General features: G+C 63.0%; 20 protein-coding genes, 1 tRNA gene and 1 pseudogene. 14 read left to right on the forward strand and 8 right to left on the reverse strand.

Annotated elements, in window-relative coordinates; translation table 11 throughout:
• Positions 1–352 precede the first annotated feature (352 nt).
• A pseudogene (locus ACLP4W_RS09975) lies at positions 353–496 on the forward strand (enoyl-CoA hydratase/isomerase family protein); the annotation flags it as partial.
• Between the two features lie 105 nt (positions 497–601).
• On the opposite strand, the gene ACLP4W_RS09980 reads toward ACLP4W_RS09975, so the two are convergent.
• Complete coding sequence (locus tag ACLP4W_RS09980) at positions 602–1,348, reverse strand: SDR family NAD(P)-dependent oxidoreductase (RefSeq protein ID WP_442385975.1); 747 nt, start codon at positions 1,346–1,348, stop codon at positions 602–604.
• Between the two features lie 132 nt (positions 1,349–1,480).
• Between ACLP4W_RS09980 and ACLP4W_RS09985 the strand changes: the two genes are divergently transcribed.
• A complete protein-coding gene (locus ACLP4W_RS09985) occupies positions 1,481–2,077 on the forward strand; it encodes a carboxymuconolactone decarboxylase family protein (RefSeq protein WP_442385976.1) in 597 nt (198 codons plus the stop codon).
• Between the two features lie 31 nt (positions 2,078–2,108).
• Here ACLP4W_RS09985 and ACLP4W_RS09990 read toward each other — a convergent pair whose 3' ends face one another.
• Entirely contained in the window at positions 2,109–3,491 is a 1,383-nt protein-coding gene (locus tag ACLP4W_RS09990; RefSeq protein ID WP_442385977.1) for an NtaA/DmoA family FMN-dependent monooxygenase, read from the reverse strand.
• 1 nt (position 3,492) lies between these two features.
• Complete coding sequence (locus ACLP4W_RS09995; RefSeq protein WP_442385978.1) at positions 3,493–4,680, reverse strand: cytochrome P450; 1,188 nt, start codon at positions 4,678–4,680, stop codon at positions 3,493–3,495.
• A gap of 194 nt (positions 4,681–4,874) precedes the next feature.
• Between ACLP4W_RS09995 and ACLP4W_RS10000 the strand changes: the two genes are divergently transcribed.
• The 4 genes from ACLP4W_RS10000 to ACLP4W_RS10015 all read left to right on the forward strand — a co-directional run bounded on the left by ACLP4W_RS10000 (position 4,875) and on the right by ACLP4W_RS10015 (position 8,633).
• Positions 4,875–5,513, forward strand: a complete 639-nt coding sequence (locus ACLP4W_RS10000) for a TetR/AcrR family transcriptional regulator (RefSeq protein WP_442385979.1) — start codon at positions 4,875–4,877, stop codon at positions 5,511–5,513.
• 105 nt (positions 5,514–5,618) lie between these two features.
• On the forward strand, positions 5,619–6,365 hold the full coding sequence (locus ACLP4W_RS10005; RefSeq protein WP_442385980.1) for an SDR family NAD(P)-dependent oxidoreductase: 747 nt from the start codon (positions 5,619–5,621) through the stop codon (positions 6,363–6,365).
• 50 nt (positions 6,366–6,415) lie between these two features.
• Positions 6,416–7,777 (forward strand): cytochrome P450, encoded by a 1,362-nt coding sequence (locus ACLP4W_RS10010; RefSeq protein WP_442385981.1) that lies wholly within the window; start codon positions 6,416–6,418, stop codon positions 7,775–7,777.
• Complete coding sequence (locus ACLP4W_RS10015; RefSeq protein ID WP_442385982.1) at positions 7,770–8,633, forward strand: SDR family NAD(P)-dependent oxidoreductase; 864 nt, start codon at positions 7,770–7,772, stop codon at positions 8,631–8,633. Before ACLP4W_RS10010 ends, ACLP4W_RS10015 begins: the two co-directional genes overlap by 8 nt.
• A 36-nt stretch (positions 8,634–8,669) precedes the next feature.
• Here the strand turns inward: ACLP4W_RS10015 and ACLP4W_RS10020 are convergent, their stop codons facing one another.
• Positions 8,670–9,233: an NAD(P)H-dependent oxidoreductase gene (locus ACLP4W_RS10020; protein ID WP_442385983.1), complete on the reverse strand. Its 564-nt coding sequence runs from the start codon at positions 9,231–9,233 to the stop codon at positions 8,670–8,672.
• Positions 9,234–9,406: 173 nt separating this feature from the next.
• On the opposite strand from ACLP4W_RS10020, the gene ACLP4W_RS10025 reads away from it, so the two are divergent.
• Both ACLP4W_RS10025 and ACLP4W_RS10030 read left to right on the forward strand, forming a co-directional pair.
• The gene (locus tag ACLP4W_RS10025) at positions 9,407–9,964 is read left to right on the forward strand and encodes a nuclear transport factor 2 family protein (RefSeq protein ID WP_442385984.1); all 558 of its coding nucleotides are present in this window, start codon (positions 9,407–9,409) and stop codon (positions 9,962–9,964) included.
• A gap of 22 nt (positions 9,965–9,986) precedes the next feature.
• Entirely contained in the window at positions 9,987–10,784 is a 798-nt protein-coding gene (locus ACLP4W_RS10030) for an SDR family oxidoreductase (RefSeq protein ID WP_442385985.1), read from the forward strand.
• 14 nt (positions 10,785–10,798) lie between these two features.
• Here ACLP4W_RS10030 and ACLP4W_RS10035 read toward each other — a convergent pair whose 3' ends face one another.
• Complete coding sequence (locus ACLP4W_RS10035; protein WP_442385986.1) at positions 10,799–11,995, reverse strand: cytochrome P450; 1,197 nt, start codon at positions 11,993–11,995, stop codon at positions 10,799–10,801.
• A gap of 76 nt (positions 11,996–12,071) precedes the next feature.
• On the opposite strand from ACLP4W_RS10035, the gene ACLP4W_RS10040 reads away from it, so the two are divergent.
• Both ACLP4W_RS10040 and ACLP4W_RS10045 read left to right on the forward strand, forming a co-directional pair.
• Positions 12,072–12,947 carry a TIGR03619 family F420-dependent LLM class oxidoreductase gene (locus tag ACLP4W_RS10040; protein ID WP_442385987.1) on the forward strand — a complete coding sequence of 292 codons (876 nt, stop codon included), beginning with the start codon at positions 12,072–12,074 and terminating at the stop codon, positions 12,945–12,947.
• A gap of 82 nt (positions 12,948–13,029) precedes the next feature.
• Complete coding sequence (locus ACLP4W_RS10045) at positions 13,030–13,800, forward strand: SDR family NAD(P)-dependent oxidoreductase (RefSeq protein WP_442385988.1); 771 nt, start codon at positions 13,030–13,032, stop codon at positions 13,798–13,800.
• A 47-nt stretch (positions 13,801–13,847) separates the two neighbouring features.
• On the opposite strand, the gene ACLP4W_RS10050 is transcribed toward ACLP4W_RS10045, so the two are convergent.
• Positions 13,848–14,519: a nitroreductase family protein gene (locus tag ACLP4W_RS10050; RefSeq protein ID WP_442385989.1), complete on the reverse strand. Its 672-nt coding sequence runs from the start codon at positions 14,517–14,519 to the stop codon at positions 13,848–13,850.
• Positions 14,520–14,687: 168 nt separating this feature from the next.
• On the opposite strand from ACLP4W_RS10050, the gene ACLP4W_RS10055 reads away from it, so the two are divergent.
• Positions 14,688–15,116, forward strand: a complete 429-nt coding sequence (locus ACLP4W_RS10055; protein WP_442385990.1) for a VOC family protein — start codon at positions 14,688–14,690, stop codon at positions 15,114–15,116.
• A gap of 545 nt (positions 15,117–15,661) precedes the next feature.
• Here the strand turns inward: ACLP4W_RS10055 and ACLP4W_RS10060 are convergent.
• A complete protein-coding gene (locus tag ACLP4W_RS10060) occupies positions 15,662–17,026 on the reverse strand; it encodes a hypothetical protein (protein ID WP_442385991.1) in 1,365 nt (454 codons plus the stop codon).
• Between the two features lie 643 nt (positions 17,027–17,669).
• Between ACLP4W_RS10060 and ACLP4W_RS10065 the strand changes: the two genes are divergently transcribed.
• Positions 17,670–18,845: a site-specific integrase gene (locus tag ACLP4W_RS10065; protein ID WP_442385992.1), complete on the forward strand. Its 1,176-nt coding sequence runs from the start codon at positions 17,670–17,672 to the stop codon at positions 18,843–18,845.
• Positions 18,846–18,891: 46 nt separating this feature from the next.
• Here ACLP4W_RS10065 and ACLP4W_RS10070 read toward each other — a convergent pair.
• Positions 18,892–18,965: transfer RNA gene (locus ACLP4W_RS10070), tRNA-Arg, on the reverse strand.
• A 186-nt stretch (positions 18,966–19,151) separates the two neighbouring features.
• Between ACLP4W_RS10070 and ACLP4W_RS10075 the strand changes: the two genes are divergently transcribed.
• Together ACLP4W_RS10075 and ACLP4W_RS10080 are read left to right on the forward strand one after the other, a co-directional pair.
• On the forward strand, positions 19,152–20,396 hold the full coding sequence (locus ACLP4W_RS10075) for an alpha/beta hydrolase fold domain-containing protein (RefSeq protein WP_442385993.1): 1,245 nt from the start codon (positions 19,152–19,154) through the stop codon (positions 20,394–20,396).
• Between the two features lie 136 nt (positions 20,397–20,532).
• The coding region (locus tag ACLP4W_RS10080) for a wax ester/triacylglycerol synthase domain-containing protein (RefSeq protein ID WP_442385994.1) at positions 20,533–21,547 on the forward strand (1,015 nt) is incomplete at its 3' end.

Below are 21,547 nucleotides of genomic sequence, written 5' to 3' on the forward strand. Positions count from 1 at the left end.
GATTGTGCCCGAATCCGGTATCTACCACACTGTGTTCCTCCCCGGCCTGCAAGTCCGGCCCGCCGAGTTGCTCGGGCCCGCTTCGGTATTGTGAACTTCAGGGAGGGAGACGGGTCATCACAGGATACTTGGACTTTCAGATCATCCTCGGGAAGGTGCGCCCCTTCACGTCACCAGGCCGAGGGCCATCCACAAGTTCTGATCATTGCTCGGGCATTTCGTCACCGGACCACTAAGCCTGAGCGTCGTGGCCAACCGAAGCACCTACCTGAACCAGTGGTGAGGATTTTCTTTACTGAGATCAAGAGAGACGACCTCGAGGCTGAGCCGGCCGCCATCACGGTGTGGTCGACCCGCTTCCGAGGCGATCGTATGCGCGAAGAAGATCATGGAGCTGCCGCGGCAGGCGGTCGAGAGCTCAAAGCGAATGCTCAACATCCACGTCGAGCGTGAGGTACTGAACATGCACGACTACGCGAATGCGGCCGAGGACTAGTCGTTCCAGGCCGAGGACTTCCGGCAGATCGTCGAGCGCCTCAGCGCGCCGAAATAGCTAATCTTGTACCGGCGCGTGTCCGCCAGAGTAAAGACTATATGGCGCTCAACCCATCTGGCCGAGTCCGCCAGCGACCACTAGAGATTCACCGGTGATGTAGCTCGACTCTCCGCTCAACATGAACACCGTCGCATAGGCGATATCCCAGGCGGTGGCTTGCCGTCCGAGCGGCAGGCGGATTTGTGAGCGCCTTTCGACGCTTGCACTCCCGTACCGGCCGAGCGGTGTATCGACCGGCCCTGGTATGACATGGTTTGCCCGAATGCCGCGCGGCGCGCCTTCGAGCGCGACATGGCGACAGAGCCCGAATAGGGCGGCTTTGGACGCGTCGTAGGCCGGGAAACGCGTGCCGGCCCGCAGGCTCGCCGCCGAACCAATGAACACAATGGCGCTGCCGTCCTCGAGGACGGGCAGAGCTGCGCGCGCGACGAGGAAGTGTGATCGCACGTTTAGCGCGAAGATTTCGTCCCACAAGTCCGGTGATGTCCCGGATAGGCCAGCTCCTGCACCGAAACCGACGTTCGCGACGACACCGTCGAGGCCGCCAAGTTCACGGCACGCCTCCTGGACTAGGTGCGCACATGCGTCGGCTTCACGAACGTCCGCCTCGATCCCTGCGGCTTGAGCCCCTTCCTGTTGGCACAAGCTCGCCGTGTATTGGGCCGCCTCCCTGTCGATGTCGACGCACGCGACGTCCGCTCCCTCGCGCGCGCACAGCACGGCGATGGCGCGCCCGTTACCGATCGGTGCATCAGGGTCTTCCGAGCGCCGCGTACCGGCGCCGACGACCACGATGCGACGGCTGGTGAGCCGACCGCGGCCCGGCGCGGCACCGAGTGATTCAGGGGTGAGGGCCATTCGTGGAACATATCACGATGCTATACGACTGTATAGTGCCGCCAAGGTGATGTACAGTCCGCAGCCATGACCGATCCGGGGCCGCGGCTCAGACCATTACCACCCGAACGGTGGGACGACGATGCAGTTGCGGCGCTGCGCGGCGCATTCCCCGACAGCCTCATCGAGACGTTCCGCACGACCGGTCCGGCGCCGAACGTGCTCGCGACGATGCTGCACCATCCGGCGCTCGCCGGCCCGTTCAACGTCTTCGGCAATGTGCTACTGCAGCAGCCCACGATCGGTCACCGCGCGCGCGAGCTGGTGCTGCTGCGCGTCGCTTGGCGAACAGGCGCGCGATACGAGTGGGTCCACCATGCGCTGCTCGCATCGAGATATGGGCTCAACGAGGAGGACATCGACGCGATCACGCGGGGTGTGGACGCCGACGCGTGGACGCCGCTCGAGTGCGACCTCGTGGCGGCGACCGATCAGCTGTTGGACCGCTATCGCATCGACGACGACACATGGATGCGCTTGACAGAGCAACTCGACGAGCGCCAGCTCGTTGAGATCCCTTTCGTCGTCGGCACATACACGTGTCTTGCGATGGCCTTCAACAGCTTGGGACTCCAGGTCGAGGCGGACGTCGATACCAGCGGTATCCCGCTTCCGCCCGATTGAGGACCACGACGTGACTACGCCATCTGAAACCTCAGCTGAACATCCCGCGGTAGCTGTAGGCGGGATGTCGTTCGGAGATATCGGACGTGTCGGTGTCGAAGATCTTCTGCCGGAGGGTCCCCTGTCGGTAGTCCCGCTGCATGATCCCCCTGTCCTGAAGCACAGGGACGACGTGCTCGAAGAAGTCGCCAAAGCTTTCTGGCATCAACACGTTCATGATCTGAACGCCATCTACACCGGCGGCCTGATACTTGACCAGCTTCGCAGCGATCGTTTCCGGTGATCCCACCACCATTTGGGAGGCCGAGAGCCCAGTCAGGAAATCGTGAATGGTTGGCTTACCGGCTCCCCGCCACGAATTGATCACGGCAAGGAATGCCCCCCGGATCCCGGGAATATGCTCCAACAGATCGTCCAGCGGGGTACTGGGGTTGTAGCGGCCCAAATCGGTGCCGCTCAGACTCGAAAAGTATGCGATTTGCGCTTCTGGGCTTCGATACTCCTCAAGCTCCTGCCATTTGCGGTGCGCCTCTGCGTCGGTCGAGCCGACGACGAACATCGCGCCTAGGAGGAAGAAGATGTCCACGTCTCGGCGACCGCGTTCGCGTGCCATCCCGCGAACCGTCGCAACCTGCTTCGCAATGGCGTCGAGTGACATCGCGGACAGGAACATCAGCTCTGCATGGCGGCTGGCGAAGTCGAGGCCGGCAGACGATCCGCCGGCCTGCGCGAGCACGGGTGTGCGTTGAGGGGAGGGTTCCATCAGATTGAAGCCCTCGACGCGATAGCGCTCACCATGGTGGTTGATGTCATGAATCTTGGTCGGATCGGCGTACATGCCGCGGGCCGGATCATCGACTACCGCACCGTCGTCCCAGGATCCTTCCCACAGCTTGTAGACGACGTCGACATATTCGTCGGCCCAGGCATACCGCTCCTCATGAGACAGGTTGCCCGGCAACCCGACATTGCGGAAGGCCCGCTCGTTGGCGGAGGTGACGATATTCCAGCCGATCCGACCGTTGCTCAGGTGGTCGAGCGTCGAAATCATTCGCCCGAACACGAAGGGGTGGTGCTGGATCACCGAACTTGTATAGAGAAAGCCAATGTCGTGAGTCTCTCGAGCAAGGGCAGACAACAGCATGCTGCAGTCGCCGATCGGCACGTTCACGCCCATCTCGAAGACGATGTCGCGAGTGCCATTGAACTCGCCCTGAATGCCCAGAACGTCGGTGAAGAAAAAGGCGTCAATCTTGGCCCGTTCGGCTTTCTTCGCTAGATCCACCCAAAGGTCCAGGCGTTTGTACTCGCGGTTGTGGGCGCGCGGATGTCGCCAGATGCCGTGGAAGTTGTGACCGATGGAGTCCATCACCAGCAAGGTGAAGAGCATACGTTTTGCCGCTGATGTGTTCATATCAGTTGACGATCGCCGGCATCGAATCCCAGCCACGGACCGTCGAGGTGCGTGAGCGGCGGGCGTTGTCAATGTGAATGTCCCACTTGGGGAATCGGTTCAACACCTCGTCGAGCGCGATGCGTCCCTCGAGCCGTGCCAGCGGTGCACCCACACAGAAGTGGGCGCCACGCCCGAACGTCAAGTGCCCGCCGGGTTTGCGATGGATGTCGAACCGGTCGGGCTCGTCGAAATGGCGCTCGTCGCGATTCGCCGAGGCAAGCATGAGCAGCAACGCGCTTCCTGCGGGCACCGTCTGTCCCTGATACTCGACGTCCTCCGCGGCGACGTACCGGGCGACGTGTGGGCCGGGTGGCTCATAGCGAAGCAGTTCCTCGATCGCGACAGGGATGAGGGAACGATCCTCGACGAGTTCCTGCCGCTGGTCGGGGTGTTCACCTAGCACCTTGCCCATCCAGCCGAAAAGACGGCCGGTGGTCTCGACGCCGGCACCGGCGACGACCGCCAGGAAGATCACGAGCTCCTCTTTCGTCAACCGCCGCGTGGTGCCCCTCTCGTCTTCGAATTCGACGCTGAGCAGTTCAGTGACCAGGTCGTCGGAGGGGTTCTTCTGGCGCCATGCCACGTAGTCGGTGAACATTTCGCCGTCGAAATAGTGGTCTTTCTTCACCGGCAGGGGCTCACCCGGCTTGTTGCGCAGCACGCGATGTGCCTGGGCACGGACGGTCGGCTGATCCGCATCCGGGATACCGGCGAGCATGCCGATGGTTCGCATCGGCAGTTCGGCGCCGAGGTCGAGCACGAAGTCGAAGGTCTCGCCGCCAACGAGCGGCTCGAGGCACGCGATGCAGAACGCCCGGACGTTCTCCTCCAGGGCCCGCATCTTCTTCGGCGTAAAGGCTCGAGACACGATGGCTCGGTGGATCGTGTGCAGAGGCGGATCCTCGTTGATGAACACTCCGGGCGGCATGATCGGCTCGGCCTTGACCACCTTGAGAATGTCGCCCTTGGCCGAGCTGAGCCTGGTGGGATCCCGCAACGCGGCGTCGACGTCGGCGTAACGACTGAGACCCCAGAAATCGTGACGTTCGTTGTAGTACAGCGGTGCCTCGTCCCGTAGTCGTTGATACGTCGGATAAGGATCGACATCAATGTCGACATTCCACGGGTCGTAGTACAGGTCGCTCACGTCCCTCCTCATTCAGCTCTGTACGAGCATACAGCAAGCGCTGTACGCTCGTACAGCCATCAGCTGGCGCGCGGGAGAAGAAGCAACCAAGGACACCGCTAAGCCGTAACCGCGTCTTGGGGTTTTATGGCCATAGGTGCCTGCAGCACTAAGCGAATGGGAACATGTCAATAAACCGATCAGCGAGGTGACCAATGACAGCATCCCCCCGTCGCGTGGGCGCGGAGACGTCTAAGACGCGCGACGTCCTTCTGGATTGCGTTGAAACGATGATGCTGGAGGAAGGGTATGCCAGCGTCAGCTACCGCGCGTTGGCGGCGAAAGCCGGGGTGACGGCTAGCCTCGTCCAGTACTACTTCCCTGCGCTCGACGACATCTTCCTTGCTGCGATCCGCCGCTACTCCGATCGGAATCTCGAGTTGCTACGACAGGGCCTAGAGAACCGGGCTGAGGACCCTTTGCATGCAATGTGGGAGTACAGCTGGGATGAGGCAACCGGTGCGCTAATCACTGAATTCATGGCGCTGGGAAACCACAGGAAGTCGATACGTTCTGAGATCGCTGACGTCACAGATCGGATGCGCAAACTCCAGATCGACGCGCTGAGGGACAAATTCGGATCTGAGGCGCACTTCGCAGGTGACCTTTCGCTGGGCGCAATCGTCCTACTGACGACCGGTCTTCCCAAGTTTCTTAATCTTGAGGAAGGGGTGGGTGTCAAGACTGCACACTCCGACGTGATCCGCGCGTTCGAGCGCTACCTGGATGCGATAGAGCCGCCTGGCAAGGCCCGCAAGCGCAAGACGTCTACGCGATCCCGATCCCGTCGTTGACCTCGACGCCACCCGATGTCACTCGCGCCCAGGAGTGACCGCCATCGCCTCGTGTGCTATACACTTGCATCGGCTTTACGGTCGTACAGCAGATGCGGAGTGGGCATGGTCAACCGGGTAGCGGTGGTGACCGGAGGTGGTTCCGGTTTGGGGCAATCGATCTCGATGCAGCTCGCTCGGAACGGTCACTGGGTAGCGGTGCTCGACGTCAACGCGGACGCCGCTGGCAACGTCGCTGCCGAGCTCCAGGCCGCCGGCGCGCGTGCCATCGCGGTGAACGTTGACGTCGCCAACCCGGATACCGTTGGGACCGCATTCGCCACGGTACGAAGCGAACTCGGGCCGGTTGGAATCCTTGTCACCAGCGCGGCGATCGCGGGGTTCACCCGCTTCGACAAAATCACGCTGGCGGAATGGAACCGCTATCTCGCAGTCAACCTCACCGGCACCTTCTTGTGCCTTCAGGCCGCACTATCCGACATGGTGGCGGCGCAATGGGGCCGCATTGTCACCATCTCGTCGGCTGCCGGACAGAAAGGTGCTCCTCGGCAGGGCCATTACGCCGCTTCCAAGGGCGGTGTGATCGCGTTGACCAAGACAATCGCAATTGATTACGCGGCCAAGGGGGTCACGGCGAACAGCGTCCCGCCGTTCGTCATCGACACCCCGATGCTTCGCGAACAGCAAACCGCGAAGCAGCTGCCTTCGACCGAAATGTTGACACAGGCCATTCCCGCCGGGCGGCTGGGAACCGGCGAGGATGTCGCCGCACTGTGCGCATTCCTGTGCTCAGACGCTGCCGGGTACATCACCGGCCAGGTCATCGGCGTTAACGGAGGCGCTGTCATCTGACTGCGCACCGCCAAGGTCGTGGGTCAAACGAAAGGAAACGGATGGGACGGGTGAGCGCCCCACATGAAGGCCGTGGTGTGGACCACGATCAGCACCGCTATCACTTCGACCGGCACAGTCCCGACTACCGCGGGAATTTCCTGGTGATCACCCACGACATGCAACAGCGCTGCCCGCTCGCCTGGACGGATACCTACGACGGGCACTGGGTCGCCGCGGCTAGCCAAGAGGTCTTCGAGCTCGCGCGCTGTCCGCACGTATCCAACGACCACGACGTGCGGGGTGAACGCCGTGGCTACAAAGGCATCTCCATCCCAACGATGCTTGAAGCAGAGGGCTTTCGCGGCGGCATGCTGGAGATGGACGACCCAGAGCATCGGTACCACCGCAACGCGCTGAACCCTTACTTGTCGCCTGCCGCGGTCAAGCGGTGGCAACCGTTCGTCGACGATGTGGTACGGGCATGCCTGGACGAACGCATCGAAGAAGGCCGGATAGACTTCGTCGGCGATCTCGCCAACATCGTGCCAGCGGTGCTGACACTGGCGATGTTAGGTATTCCACTGGCTAAGTGGACGAAGTACAACGAGCCGGCCCACGCGTCGGTGTACACCCCACCTGACTCGCCCGATATAGCCCGTGTCCGGGAGTTGTACTTGGCCATGGGTGTCGATCTGTACACGAATCTCATCGAGATCCGTGAGAAGCCCCGTCCGGGGATCATCGACGCGCTCGCCAAGCTCCGCATCGACGGCGAGGCGCCACCCGATATCGAGCTGCTCGGCATGTTGAATCTGCTGATAGGCGGCGGGTTCGACACCACCACTGCGTTGACCGCACATGCGCTGGAATGGCTGTCGCAGAATACTTTTGAACGAGACCGACTTAGCTGTGAACGCGCTTCGCTGCTCGATCCGGCCACCGAAGAGTTCCTACGGTTCTTCACCCCAGCGCCCGGTGATGCGCGTACCGTCTCCGAAGACATCGATCTCGGCGGCGTCAAGCTGAAAGAGGGCGAGCGATTGTGGCTGTCGTGGGCGATGGCAAACCGCGACCCGGCCCTCTTCGATGACCCGGACCGAATTCGGCTAGACCGCAAAGGAAACCGGCACTTCAGCTTCGGGCTCGGAGTCCACCGTTGCATCGGATCAAACGTTGCCCGCACGGTGTTCAAGTCAATGCTCACTGCGGTCATGGATCGCATGCCGGACTACAGGTGCGATCCCGAAGGCACCGTCCACTACGACAGCATCGGCGTGATCCAGGGCATGCGTCACCTACCCGCATCCTTCACGCCGGGACGCAAGCGTGGACCGGGCCTCGACGCGACGCTGGAGAAGCTGCAACGTATCTGCGACAAGCAGGGACTTGCCCGACCCATCACTGAACGCAAGGAATCGGCAGTTGTCTGACTCTCAACCGATCGTCGTCGTAACCGGGGCCAGCCGTGGTGCCGGGGCTGGCATCGCACATGCGCTTGGCAGTCACGGTTGCACCGTCTATGTCACCGGCCGCACCGAGGCTGCGGGGGATTCCACGCTTTCGGGCACAATCCACGAGACCGCCGACCAGGTGACCGCCGCGGGCGGCAACGGAATTGCCGTGCGCGTCGACCACAGCGATGATGACCAGGTGAAGGCGCTCTTCGATCAGATCGGGCGCGAGCAGGGCAGGATCGACATCCTCGTGAACAATGCCGCACTCATCCGTGACGACATGATGAGGCGGACGAAGTTCTGGGAAGAGCCCATCAACGTCATCGACACACTCGCCGTCGGACTGCGAAGCAGCTACGTCGCCACTGTCTACGCTGCGCCCCTCATGCTTCCGCAGCGCAAGGGCCTGGTCGTTTTCACGTCGTCCTCCGGTGCTGTCCACTATGCGTTTGGCCCGGCATATGGCGTTCCCAAGGCCGGTACGGACAAGATGGCCGCGGACATGGCGGTCGATTTCAAGGATTTTGGCATTGCTGCGGTCTCAATGTGGATGGGTTCGCTGCTGACTCAGCGCGTCAGGAACATCATTGCCAGCAACCCCGAAAAGCTCGGCCACATATTGGATACCGCCGAAACTCCCGAGCTCACCGGTCATGTCATCTGGGCGCTTTACAACGATCCCAATCTCATCGATGTCAGCGGCCAGACATTGATCGGCGCCGAACTGGCAGTGAAGTACGGCATCAAGGACGAAGCCGACCGTCAGCCGCCGTCTTATCGTGATCTCTTCGGCGTTCATCCCTACAAGGAATATGCGCACATCATGAGATAGCTCGGCGGGGGAGCTCAGCAGGCTGGCCGGCAAAGGCTAGCCAATTGCGCCGACCAAACAATCGAGAATTCTTCGCACTTCCGCAATGACCACCGCACTGTCACGTGGATGTACACCGTTCAAAGACTTCGTAGGCAGCGACAGGTGGAGATCGTCGACCACTTGTGCTCCCGCCACACCGAACGATTTACGTGCCCCGTCGTGTGCCCATGTTCCGCCGTATCGGCCCAGCGCAGCGCCGATGACGGCCAACGGTTTACCTTTCAGTGCACCGTCGCCATACGGCCTCGACAGCCAGTCAATCGCATTCTTCAGTACACCGGGGATGGAGCCGTTGTATTCCGGCGTCACTACCAGCGCGGCACTCGCCGCCGAGGCCGCCCGCCGCAACGCTTGTACAGGCTCGGCCGCGTCGACCGTGTCAAGGTCTTCGTTGTAGAACGGCAACTCGCCCAACCGGTCGAAGAAGTCGATATCCACTTCTGGGGGCGCCAATTCGATTGCAAGGTGAGCCAACTGACGGTTGATCGACGCCGACCGCAGGCTGCCTAACAACATCAACACCCGCACGGCTGTCCGCTCAGCCATCGTCGCATGCATTCCCATGACGGGTGTCTCTGGCGGCGTGTTAGACCCCATGGAGAGATACTGTACATATGTACAGTATCTGGAGGTAACCGTGGCGGCTTTCAGGTTGCAACTATGCAGATGCCGTGTGCTATACAGTTGTACAAATACCAGGGCCGTCGAAAGCCTTTGCGGAAGGACAACCCATGACGAAACCCGATGAACTCGATCAGCTGCGCCAGCGTCTGCAGTACGTCGAGGACAGGATCGCCATCCTCGACTGCGTCATGAACCAGGCACGAGGCCACGACCGCCACGACACCGAGATGATGGCGAGTGTCTACCTCGAGGATGGCGTCGACGAGCACGGTCCGGTCGTCAAGCTCGGCCCGGAGTACGGCCAATACGCCAACGAGGCGCACAGCGCGGTGTTCGAGGACCACCTGCACAACATCACGACTCACACGTGCGAAATCGACGGTGACCAGGCGCACTGCGAGAGCTACGTGATCGGTGCCATGCGGGTCAAGGGAGGCAAGACGGTTGCCCTGATGGGGGGCCGCTACCTCGACCGCGTCGAACGCCGCGACGGGGTCTGGAAGATCGCGGTACGGCGTTGCACCGTCGAATGGATGATGAACGGAGACTCGTCCGTCCTGGCGTCCGGCGCGGTCAAGGGCTTCATCAAAGGCAAATGGGACCGGACCGACCCGTCATACATTCGGCCTCTCCTTCTGGAAAGCGAACCGGTCGACCGGTGGTGACCAATCGACTGAAGCAAAACCGATGAAGCTCAAGGGACGGGTTGCGCTCGTCACCGGCGGAGCTTCCGGTATCGGGCGGGCGACCGCACAGCGGCTTGCGGCCGAAGGCATGCGGGTCTGCGTGCTCGACATCGACGGCGACGCTGCCTCGGCGGTCGCTGAATCGCTCGACGGATTGGCGCTGGAGTGCGACGTGTCCAAACCCGAACAGGTGGACAAAGCTTTCGCCTCGTGCTTCCGGGATCTCGGGAGTGTAGATCTCGCGTTCCTCAACGCCGGCATCACGATTCATTGGTCGGGTGACATCGGCTCGCTAGATGTGGCCGACTACCGCAGGTCCGTAGGCGTGAACCTTGACGGAGTCGTCTTCGGCGCCGTCGCGGCGGTCCGAACGATGCGGGCCCGTAGTGACGGGACCGAGGGCGCGATCCTGGCGACGGCCTCACTCGCAGGCATACTGCCGTGGCACCCCGACCCCGTCTACTCACTCGGCAAACACGGTGTGGTCGGTTTCATGCGTGCCATCGCGCCGAACCTCGCGCCCGAGAGGATCGCAGTCCACACCATCTGCCCCGGGATCACCGAAACGGGCGTGCTCGGCAACAGACGCCCGCTAGTCGAACGCATCGGTGTTCCTGTGATGGAGCCGGATACGATCGCCGACGCAGTCCTTCTCGCGGCCAGGTTGCCCATCGAGGCCACCGGATCGTGCTGGGTGGCGCAGCATGGAAAGGCGGCCTGGGCCATGGAATTCGCCGACGTGCCGGGCACCGACAACTTGCTCAACGTGCCGGTTGCGCTGCGCTCCGACCGCGTCTGAGGGCTCGCTGCCCGTCAGCCGACGATGGCGGGCATGGAGTCCCAACCGCGCACGGTGGACGTCGGTGCCCGTACGGCGTTGTCGATGTCGATCGTCCAGTCGGGCCAGCGTTTCAAGATCTCCTCGAGGGCTACGCGGCCCTCGAGCCGAGCCAGCGACGCACCTAGGCAAAAATGTGTCCCGCGCCCGAAGGACAAATGATTGGCGTTGCGGTGGATGTCGAACCGCTCCGGATCGTCGAATCTCCGTTCGTCGCGGTTCGCCGACCCGGCCATGAGCAGGAGCGCACTCCCGGCGGGAACAGTTTGTCCGTGGTACTCAACATCACTGGCGACGTAGCGGGCGATGTGGTGAACCGGAGGTTCGAAGCGCAGGACCTCCTCTACCGCGCCCGAGATCAGCAACGGGTCCTCGACCAGCTCGTGTCGCTGGTCCGGGTGCTCGCCGAGCAGCTTGCCCAGCCAGCCGAACAGTCGACCCACCGTCTCGGTCCCGGCGTTCGCGATGACGCCGAGGAAGACCAGAAGCTCGTCGGTGCTCAATCGACGCACGGCGCCGGAGACGTCCTTGAATTCGACGTGCAAGAGCTCGGTGACGAGATCGTCGGATGGGTTCTGCTCCCGCCACTCGACGTACTCCCGGAACATGTTGCCGTTGAAGTAGTTGTCCTTGCTCACCGGGAGCGGCTCGCCGGGTTTGTTGCGCAGCCTACGGCCGGCGACTGACCGGACAGTCCGCTGCAGGGAGTCGGGAATGCCGACGAGGATGCCGACGACGCGCATCGGCATCTCGGCTCCAAGATCGAGGGTGAAGTCGAAACGATCTCCGTCGGTCAGCGGATCCAGGCAGGCTGCGCAGAACGCGCGCACCTGGTTCTCGATGGCCTGCATCTTCCTCGGCGTGAACGCGCGGGATACCAGCAGCCGATGCACAGTGTGAAGCGGGGGATCCTCGTTGATGAAGACACCTAGTGGCATGACCGGCTCGGCCTTGACCACCTCGAGAATGTCGCCCTTGGCCGAGCTGAGGTTCTCGACGTCACGGAGGGCGGCCTCGACATCCGCAAAGCGGCTCAGGCCCCAGAAGTCGAACTTCGCGTTGTAGTAGAGGGGCGCCTCGTCCCGGAGGCGCTGGTACATGGGATACGGATCTGCGTCGATTTCGACGTTGTAAGGGTCATAGGAGAGCTGGTTTTCATCCAAAACGTGCATCGTTCTCCCATGTTGCATTCGGCCGTCTGACGTGACATGCCGTACGATCGTACAGCACTGATCAGAAGGAGGGTCGATGGATCTGGGATTCGTCTCGCTGAACACGCCGCGCGACATTGCTCCTGGCGTGCTCGGGCCGGAGCTCGAATCGCGTGGGTTCGAGTCGATGTGGGTCGGTGAGCACCCGCAGATACCGGTTTCGGCCAAGGACCACTTCCCCGCCGGCTTGCTTGGCGCGCAGAAGCGCATGTGGGACCCGTTCCTGTCACTTTTGGCAGCGGCTCAGGCGACGACGGATCTCCGCATCGGCACGGCCGTTTTGCTGCCGTTAGAACGCGAGTTGTTCATCCTCGCCAAGGAGGTGGCCACACTCGACCAGATGAGTAACGGGCGACTCCTGCTCGGGGTTGGGGTCGGGCTCCGTATCGAGCTGGAGCACTCGCGATCGGTCGGCTGGTCCGATCGCTACCGGGTGCTCGGAGAGATGGTCGCGGCACTTGACGCGCTGTGGACTGAGGACGAGCCGGAATACCACGGCGAGTTCTACGACTTCGGGCCAGTGTGGTCATACCCGAAGCCGTACCAGCGGCCGCGGCCGCCGCTCCTGGCTGCCGCCACCGGACCCAAGGCGACGCGCGGCTGTCTTTCCTGGGCCGATGGCTGGCTTCCCGGCGACGCGGCGTTCGGGGACGTGGCGAGTGCGCTAGCTGAGTTTCGCCGGTCGGCCGAGGAATCCGGCCGCGACCCCACGACGCTGGACCTCACGATCATGGCGTGGGGCGACCCCTCGCTGGACGGGTTGGCGACTTACCGAGACCTCGGCTTCAACCGCGCCGTGGTGGGTGGAGGGCGGCGCGACGGCAATGATCCGTCGACGACGATGTCGTTCCTCGACCGGTATGCGGCGATGGTTGACGAGCTCTGTTCATCGACGTCCATCGCTTCACAGTGATCAGCAGGCTGATTGCGTGTAGGTATGTTGTACAGTCGTATTGCACACGCGGCCGCGACGGCCTTGGATAGGAAGTGGTTCTGTGAAGGACAGATTCTCGATGGAGGGGCGGGTCGCCGTCATCACAGGTGGCGGAACAGGCATCGGCCGTGCAACGGCGCTTGTGCTGGCCGACCACGGCGCCGACATCGTGCTCGCCGGGCGGCGGCCTGAGCCGCTCAAATCGACGGTAAGCGAGATCGAGGCACTCGGTCGCCGCGCGCTCGCGGTGCTGGCGGACGTGATCCAGGCGGACGAGTGCCGGGCGCTCGTCGACGCAACGCTTGCCGAGTTCGGCCGACTCGACGTGTTGGTCAACAACGCCGGAGGCGGCGAGACCAAATCAATCATGAAGTGGACGGACGAGGAATGGCATCAGGTCCTCGACCTCAACCTGTCGAGTGCCTGGTACCTCTCTCGAGCCGCGGTCCAACCCATGATCGCGCAAGGTAAGGGGGCCATCGTGAACATCTCCTCGGGCGCCAGCCTGCTGGCCATGCCGCAAGCACCGGTCTATGCCGCAGCCAAAGCGGGGCTTAACAACCTGACGGGATCGATGGCGGCGGCGTGGACCCGTAAGGGCGTCAGGGTGAACTGCATCGCGTGCGGCGCCATCCGCACCCCGGGACTCGAGGCCGATGTTCAGCGACAGGGCTTTGAAATCGACGCAATCGGGCAGACCAACGCCTCGGGTCGGATCGGTGAGCCCGACGAGATCGGGCACGGGGTACTCTTTTTCGCGTCCGACGCCTCGAGTTTCTGCTCTGGACAGACGCTCTACATGCATGGTGGGCCGGGTCCCGCCGGCGTTTGACGCCAGCGTCTGGAGTCAGGACGTATTGGACAGTTGATGTCGCTCGTTCAGCCGCGCCGCGGCCGGGCACCCGCTCCGTAGAGGATGTCGGCGTGCACGGGGTCCCAGCGATTGCGGAAGACGACGTCGGCAATCGGACGCCGGCGAACCGGACCGTGGTGCCCGCGCGGCCAGCCGACGACGATGTGCCCGGCGAGGAACCACTCGTCCGGAATGCCGACAGCTTCGCGGAGTACATGCTCGCCGTCGTAGGACGCCCAGCTTGTGAAGCACGCCCCCAGCCCCTGGGCCCGCGCTGCGAGGTAAAAGTTCTGCATTGCGGGGAAGATCGACCCGCCCTGCAGGTACTCGGAGGCGAACTCGTTCTTAAACGCGGTGAACAACACGGACGTGTGTTCACCGGCATGATCATGCAGCTCGTAAGTGGCTCGGTTATTGCGCGCGGCGCGGCCCCGATCGTCGTCGGTCGGCCTCTTCATCCCGTAGATCGATTCGACGGTCTTGAGCGCCCTCCGCGCCGCCACGGCGACGGCTGCTCGCTGTTCGGGTGCGTCGAGAACGACGAACCGCCATAGCTGTGCGTTCGCACCGTTCGGGGCCCACGTCGCCGCCTCGAGGCAGCGGTCGAGCGTCTGATCGTCGACCGGCTCGTCGGTGAATCGGCGGATCGACCGGGCGGTGGACAGCACCATCCAGACGTCGTTGGTCGGATTCGGCATCTCCCTCTCCTACTCGTGACGCGCAGAGACGTCGTCATGCTATACAAGTGTATTGTTGCCAATGGTGTCAGGAGCGTTGGTGCATCGGTTCACCCGAGTAGATCGATACGGATTTTGTTCTTCGCCTACGCGACGGAGGCAGATCGAGACCCAGCCATGGAGGAAGGTATGAACATCAGCCACGTCGGGCTCCGTGTCCGCGACCTCGACTCATCGAAGCGCTTCTATGAGGCACTGGGTTTCACCGAGGCGAAGCGGTTGACGATCCCCGACGAGGTAGCGGGCGGACTGTTGCCGCTCACACCTCCAATCGGGTTCGAGGCCGTGTATTTGCGCAACGACGGCTTCGTCCTGCAATTGCTTACGTTCTCCGGACACCCCGCGCCTGACGAGCCTGAGCGCACGATGGTCGGTGCAGGTCTCACGCACCTGTCGATCGCCGTCGATGACATGGCGGAGGCACAAGCGGCGGTCCGGAGCGCCGGCGGGACCGTCATCGCGGATCCCGGCGGGGGCTTCGCATGCATGGTCCGCGACCCCGAGGGACAACTGATCGAGCTGATCCACACGGGCGTGCGACCCGTCCCGCACACCTGACGGCTCAACGCGCCGAAACCGCAGCCCTCGATCTGACGACAATCTTGACGACAACTGTGACGACAGTTGCTGTCCCAGCGACGCCGCCTACACGACCATTGGCGACCGATCTTGCCTGGTTACTGCGTCTGCCCGTTCCTGGCAGTCTGGGGGTCAGAGTCGCGCGGTGGCGGTGGGCGGCGGTGTCTTGGTGGAATGGTTACAGGCGGGCTGCCGGTCACCGTTTATTCACCGCCAATGACCAGGAACCTACCGGAATTGTCCGGTTCCTATCGGACGTTCGAGATAGTCAATCCAGTTGTCGCGCAATGGGAAACGAGCAGCAACTGGTCCTACCAGGACCAAAGGTTTGCTAATTAGGTCGCGGGTTCGAGCCCCGCCCGCCCCGCCAAGTGTTTTCGCAGTTAGGGGACGTGTTGTGGTCTGCCCGGCGCTGGGCGGTGCGGCCCCAAACGGGCGTCATGTCCACATCGCGTCCACCTTGACCTGCAGCCGCACTCGGACGCGGTCGTCAGCTACCTGCCCACCTTGGCGGCACCGGCACGTCAGCTTTCCGATTGTGCCACGGCTTCGTAGTTGTCCGCGAAGGCCAGCACGCGCGGTGCAAGAGGTGACTGTGACGGCGCCAACTGACGCCGAGTAAAGCCAGGGCCGGTCTGCAGAAAATACATGCCCTGCCTGCCCTGAAATCGGCCGATCAGCTCCCGCACCGTTGCGGCGTCCACTGCAACGTTCGGGTACAAGACCTTATCCAGCTTTTCCTGAAGCGGACCCATGAGCGGCTGAATCTCTTTGATCATGTCCAGCACGCTGGGATCAGAATCCAACTCCTCTAGCTCGCGACGCTTGAGCCAGGGCTTGTTCCGGTTGTCGTTGATGAACTCCAGCATGAACGCGCGGTCCATGTCGATCTTCACCTCGGGATCGGCGCGGACACTTACGTTGAAACTCCACTTGAACGTGTTGATGTCGCCGTGCTGCAGCGCATCGCGCAATGCCTCCAGCCACCGGTACTCAAACGAGGTCTTCTTGAGGTCGTCGAAGAGCGATTTGACCTCCTCCACATGTGAACGGTCCAGACCGAGGGTTTGCCGCGCGCTGCGAATCGTCTGATACTCATGGATCTGCAGCGCAGCGGTGAAGGAAATCAGCGCCGACCGGATCCTGCGCCGCCGTTCATCCATGGCGTCCAGGTCGGTTAGTGACACTTGCTGCCTCTGAAGCTCGCGAAGCACGCCGATCAGCACATCGCACAATCGATCGCTTTCGTCGGAGATGTGCTGCAACAACTCACTGTCGATCATCCGCCGAAGTCGGTCGTACGCCTCTACGTACCTAGTGTTTTCCTCTTTGGTGAACGAACACACCTTCTCGAAGATGGATGCGTCAGACACGCTGGGATCGCGGTGCAACAGAATCGCTCCGTACTGATCTGCGGCCGCTTCGGCGTCCTGAGCGTCCAGTTCGGCCTTCTTGCTCTCGTGGGCGTCCAAGGCCTCGCTCACGCCCGCACCGGCAGAGGCAGCGCGTTGCTTCACCTCATCATCCGACGGCAGACCTTCCGACAACCACCGCCGAGCATCGCGGCAGATGCCATCCAGCGCATCTTTCACCAGTTGCTCAACATCACTGCGGGTCAATCTATCCCGGACGTCGGGCGTGTCCGCCCAGTCCATCGACACTGTCGTCAGCACGTTAGCCAGTGCGCCGAACGACTCGACGATAATGAGCATGGCCGGACTTGTTGGTGGCGGGTAGCCCACCATGGCGATGTTCTTCCATGCGTCACAGGCGCTCTCGCAGAAGTCGTATGGAGTCGCGCCGTCCAGTCCGTCGAGTGTCGAGATGAACCCTTCCAGTCGGCCGATCCAGTCTCGTACCCGCGCTACCTCTTCCTGCTCGTCTTCCACGTCTGTCCCTTTCCTTGGACTGTCACATTGTGCGTGGCTCCTTCTGGTGGGCAGCCGAACAGATTCGCACAATCGCCGCGAAAGCGCACGCAAAGCTATGCGTCGTGTCTTACACGCACCAGAAACCATGCGCGTCTACGCATAGCGACATCGTGCGAAGCTGTCACCTCAGGTCAGCGCGTGGGCAGATGACCTGCGCGACTGCCCTTGCGACCCCCCAAGAGCCGCGCCGGCTGATAAAGATGAGCCTCCACGGACCCGACCGAATCACGCGAAAAAAGTGCACGGCGTGTCTTTGCGGCGACTTACAGTGATGTTATCCAGCTGCAATGCGGAACGAAGGGAAGTAACCGCCATGGAGGAATTCGCAGAGGACAAGTGGCTGAGCCGGCAAGAGCTCGCGGAGCGATACGGGCTTCCGGTCAAGACTCCAGCCGAATGGGCCTCGAAGGGGAGCTGGACCCCGCTACGCGAAGATCGGCCGACATGTTCGGTACCGGCTGAGCGATGTAATCGACTGGGAAACAAAACGATACAACGAGAATAAGCGGGACTCCGCCTGACTTACATAGGCCAATGTACAGCAGTACCTCTTCTCGATCGGCGAACATGACTGTCGCCGCGCGCGTCCACACCTAGCCTCGTGTCCGGGAGACCTTCGCTGCGTATCGGGCAGCACGGCAAGGTGAAGCGGATCTATCTCGGCGCGGGAGTGTGGCTGGCTCGCTGCCGTTATCGCGATAGCGACGGCGTGACACGGATCGTCCAACGCGTCGGTCCCGCCGATGAATTCGACAAGCGGGGAAAGCTCGCGGAAGATGCGCTGATCGAGTCGCTCGCCGAACGCCGCCCGCCGAGCGGCCCGGATGCGATCGGGCTCGACACGCTCGTTGTGGTCCTCATCGACCAACACATCGCGCGCCTCGCCGAAGACGGTCGGTCGGTGCGGACCCTCGACACCTACCGTTATGACGCGACCAAGTTCGCCAAGTTCATCGCCGGAGTGCGCGTCGGAGAAGCCTCACCGGCACGAATCGATGCCGCCCTCAGATCGATGCGAAGTACCCACGGCCCCACAATGGCTCGGCGCGCTCGCACCCTCCTACACGGCGCGCTTCAGCTCGCCGTCCTCAACAACGTGCTCGGCACAAACCCGGTCCGCGATGTGCAATCGATCAGGTCCAAGGCGGCGCCAAAGGGCGCCTCGGCACTTACGGCCGAGGAAGTGCGCGATCTCCTAACGAAGTTGCGAGCGTCTGCCTGCCAACAGCGCGACTTGGTCGACCCCATCACGCTCTTGATCGCGACCGGCCTGCGGCACTCCGAGCTCCTTGCACTGCGCTGGAGCGACTTCGACGCCGGCGCCGGCACCATCGACGTGACCGGCAAGCTGGTACGCCAGCGTGGGGTCGGCCTAACGCGGATCGACGAGACCAAGACTGCCGCAGGCCGCCGCACCGTTCCGCTGCCGTCATTCGCCGTCACGGTTCTCAACGAACGCCGCAAGCGCCCGTACGTCGGCCAGCAGCAAACGATCTTCGCATCCTGCAGCGGAACGCTTCGCGACCCTGAAAACTTCAACACGGCGTGGCGCGCCGTCCGCGACCAGCTTGGGATGCCTGAGGTGACCTCGCACAGCTTCCGCAAGACCGTGGCGACGCTCATCGACGACGCGGGGCTCTCGGCACGCATCGGTGCGGACCACCTCGGGCACGCCAAGGTGTCCATGACCCAAGACCGGTACATGTCCCGCGGACGCGTCCACAACCAGGTCGCCGACCTGCTGGATCGCACCGTGACGGACATAAACGATGAATAAACGATGACCGGCATTTTCGGCGGGACCAAAAACACCCTCTGATCAGTGCCCCCGGCACGACTCGAACGTGCGACCTAGGGATTAGAAGGCCCTTGCTCTATCCACCTGAGCTACGGAGGCAATGCGCAGGTCAGTCTATCCAACGGCGCTTTCCGGATAGGTTTTGGGAACGCGACGCGCGCGAAAAGGCTTCCCCCACCGCGAATATCGGTTATGGTGTGAACCTCGACACACGCACAACACCGGTTGATAAACAGCCGTTCACCGCAACGAGGCGTGTGCATAACGTCGAGGGGTGGCGTTGTTATGTGCGTGGCCATGCACTTGACTTCGCGGTGCTCGCGGGCCGGTGCCCAAGCACTGCGACTGGCGTTCGATGCCAGAGATACAGGTCGAGCCTGCGCCTTGTTGCTGCGAGGCTCGCCGTTCGCGGTCGGCTGGCTTGCCGGCTGGCTGGCCACGGAATTTCCCCCGCACGTGCTGACCGGGCATGCGTTGTCCCGGGTATCGCACCCGTCCATCGGCCGCGTTGCCACCATCTTGGCCTCGCAGCGGGCGGACAAAACCCTCACCGCTGCGCTCGAGGAGTCCTTCGGGGCGGATTTCCGTGACCGCGTGCGCCATCCGACCTGCGATCAGTCCAAGTGCGCGCCCCGCGGCGGACTATTGGGCAGGCCCGGGCCGTACCGCCGGTACGCGGCGCAGACCTCCGACATCTCCTACGGTCCAGGTGGCAGCGAACATTTGCTCGACATCTGGCGGGGTCATGATGTGGCGCCCGGCCGCCGGGCGCCGGTGCTGCTACAGGTTCCGGGAGGGGCGTGGACCGTCAACCGTAAACGCGGTCAGGCGCACACGCTGATGAGCCGGATGGTCGAACTCGGCTGGATCTGCGTCTCGATCGACTACAGCAAGAGCCCGCGCTGCACGTTTCCGGCGCAGCTCATCGACGTGAAGAGGGCGATCGCGTGGATCCGCGAGAACATCGCCGATTACGGTGGCGATCCCGACTTCATCGCGATCACCGGCGGGTCGGCGGGCGGGCACCTGGCCTCGTTGGCCGCGCTCACCCCCAACGATCCGACGTTCCAGCCCGGATTCGAAGACGCTGACACGACCGTTGAGGCGGCCGCGCCGTATTACGGCGTGTACGACTTCACCGACTTCGAGAACATGCACGCAATGATGCTGCCGTTCCTCGAGCACTTTGTCCTGAAGACCCGCTACGCCGACGAGCCCGAGCGGTTCAGGGCGGCGTCGCCGATTTCTTATGCGCACAGCGGAGCCCCGCCGTTCTTCGTGCTGCACGGTGAGAAAGACGAACTGATTCCCAGCGGCCAGGCCCGGGCCTTCTGCGCGGCGCTGCGGGAGGCCGGAGCCGCCACGGTGGCCCACGCCGAACTTGCCAACGCTTTCCACGCTTTTGACATCACCCCGACGGTCCGATCGCGGCTGGCCGCCGATGCCGTCGCCGACTTCCTGGGTGTGGTCTACGGACAGCGCGCCGGGGTGACGGATTCGTTGGCGCTGTCGGGGACTTCGGCCAGCTGAGCCACGCCCCGGCACCGGATCGCGCCTTTCACCAGCGCGGCAACCCGACTAGCGTTGTGTTGGCAAACGGGTTCGCTGGGTCCGAGGCAGGAGGCTTGATCGACGGTGACAAGGCTGACGCGTCGAGCTAACGACCATGACTGAGTCCGTCGAGGCCGTTCAGCTGCCCGATGCGCTTGGGCCGGTCGACTACCTGCTGCATCGGGGTGAAGCAAATCCCCGGACTCGGTCGGGGATCATGGCTCTGGAACTGCTCGACACGACGCCGGACTGGGAGCGGTTCCGGAGCCGATTCGAAAACGCCTCCCGGCGGGTGTTGCGGCTGCGCCAGAAGGTTGTCGTGCCGACCTTGCCGACGGCGGCCCCGCGCTGGGTGGTGGATCCCGACTTCAACCTGGACTTCCACGTGCGCCGGGTACGCGTGTCCGGCTCCGGCACGCTGCGGGAAGTGTTCGATCTTGCCGAGGTGATCCTGCAGTCACCGATGGACATCTCGCGACCGTTGTGGACAGCCACCTTGGTCGAGGGTCTGGCCGACGGCAAGGCCGCGACACTGCTGCATGTCAGCCACGCGGTCACCGACGGTGTCGGCAGCGTCGAGATGTTCGCCGAAATCTATGACCTCGAGCGCGATCCACCGGCCAGGACGACGCCCCCGCTGCCCATTCCGCAGGATCTGACCCCCAACGATTTGATGCGGCAGGGCATCAATCACCTTCCCATGGCGATATTCGGCGGCGTCCTGGGCGCGGTGTCCGGGGCGGTGTCGGTGGCCGGGCGGGCGGTTCTGGAACCCGCGTCGGCGGTTTCGGGGATCGTCGGCTACGCCCTGTCGGGCATGCGCGTGATCAACCGGGCCGCCGAGCCGTCGCCGCTGCTGCGCCGGCGCAGCCTGGCCACCCGCAGCGAAGCGATCGACATACCGCTCTCCGAGCTGCACAAGGCCGCGAAGGCCGGCGGGGTATCGATCAACGACGCCTACCTCGCCGGCGTGTGCGGCGCGCTGCGCCGCTACCACGACGCCCTTGGCGTGCCGATCAGCACGTTGCCGATGGCGGTGCCGGTGAACCTGAGGGCCGAAGCCGACACGACCGGGGGCAATCAGTTCACCGGAGTGAACCTGGCGGCGCCCGTGGGTACCGCCGATCCGG

Source organism: Mycobacterium sp. (assembly GCF_052145595.1).
Taxonomy (GTDB): domain Bacteria; phylum Actinomycetota; class Actinomycetes; order Mycobacteriales; family Mycobacteriaceae; genus Mycobacterium.

What these genes read in the sequence shown, in the direction of transcription:
- ACLP4W_RS09985 (WP_442385976.1), top strand. Translation starts at nt 1,481, where the DNA reads ATGACCGATCCGGGGCCGCGGCTCAGACCATTACCACCCGAACGGTGG.
- ACLP4W_RS09990 (WP_442385977.1), bottom strand. Translation starts at nt 3,491, where the DNA reads ATGAACACATCAGCGGCAAAACGTATGCTCTTCACCTTGCTGGTGATG.
- ACLP4W_RS10000 (WP_442385979.1), top strand. Translation starts at nt 4,875, where the DNA reads ATGACAGCATCCCCCCGTCGCGTGGGCGCGGAGACGTCTAAGACGCGC.
- ACLP4W_RS10005 (WP_442385980.1), top strand. Translation starts at nt 5,619, where the DNA reads ATGGTCAACCGGGTAGCGGTGGTGACCGGAGGTGGTTCCGGTTTGGGG.
- ACLP4W_RS10020 (WP_442385983.1), bottom strand. Translation starts at nt 9,233, where the DNA reads ATGCATGCGACGATGGCTGAGCGGACAGCCGTGCGGGTGTTGATGTTG.
- ACLP4W_RS10025 (WP_442385984.1), top strand. Translation starts at nt 9,407, where the DNA reads ATGACGAAACCCGATGAACTCGATCAGCTGCGCCAGCGTCTGCAGTAC.
- ACLP4W_RS10030 (WP_442385985.1), top strand. Translation starts at nt 9,987, where the DNA reads ATGAAGCTCAAGGGACGGGTTGCGCTCGTCACCGGCGGAGCTTCCGGT.
- ACLP4W_RS10035 (WP_442385986.1), bottom strand. Translation starts at nt 11,995, where the DNA reads ATGCACGTTTTGGATGAAAACCAGCTCTCCTATGACCCTTACAACGTC.
- ACLP4W_RS10040 (WP_442385987.1), top strand. Translation starts at nt 12,072, where the DNA reads ATGGATCTGGGATTCGTCTCGCTGAACACGCCGCGCGACATTGCTCCT.
- ACLP4W_RS10050 (WP_442385989.1), bottom strand. Translation starts at nt 14,519, where the DNA reads ATGCCGAATCCGACCAACGACGTCTGGATGGTGCTGTCCACCGCCCGG.
- ACLP4W_RS10055 (WP_442385990.1), top strand. Translation starts at nt 14,688, where the DNA reads ATGAACATCAGCCACGTCGGGCTCCGTGTCCGCGACCTCGACTCATCG.
- ACLP4W_RS10075 (WP_442385993.1), top strand. Translation starts at nt 19,152, where the DNA reads ATGTGCGTGGCCATGCACTTGACTTCGCGGTGCTCGCGGGCCGGTGCC.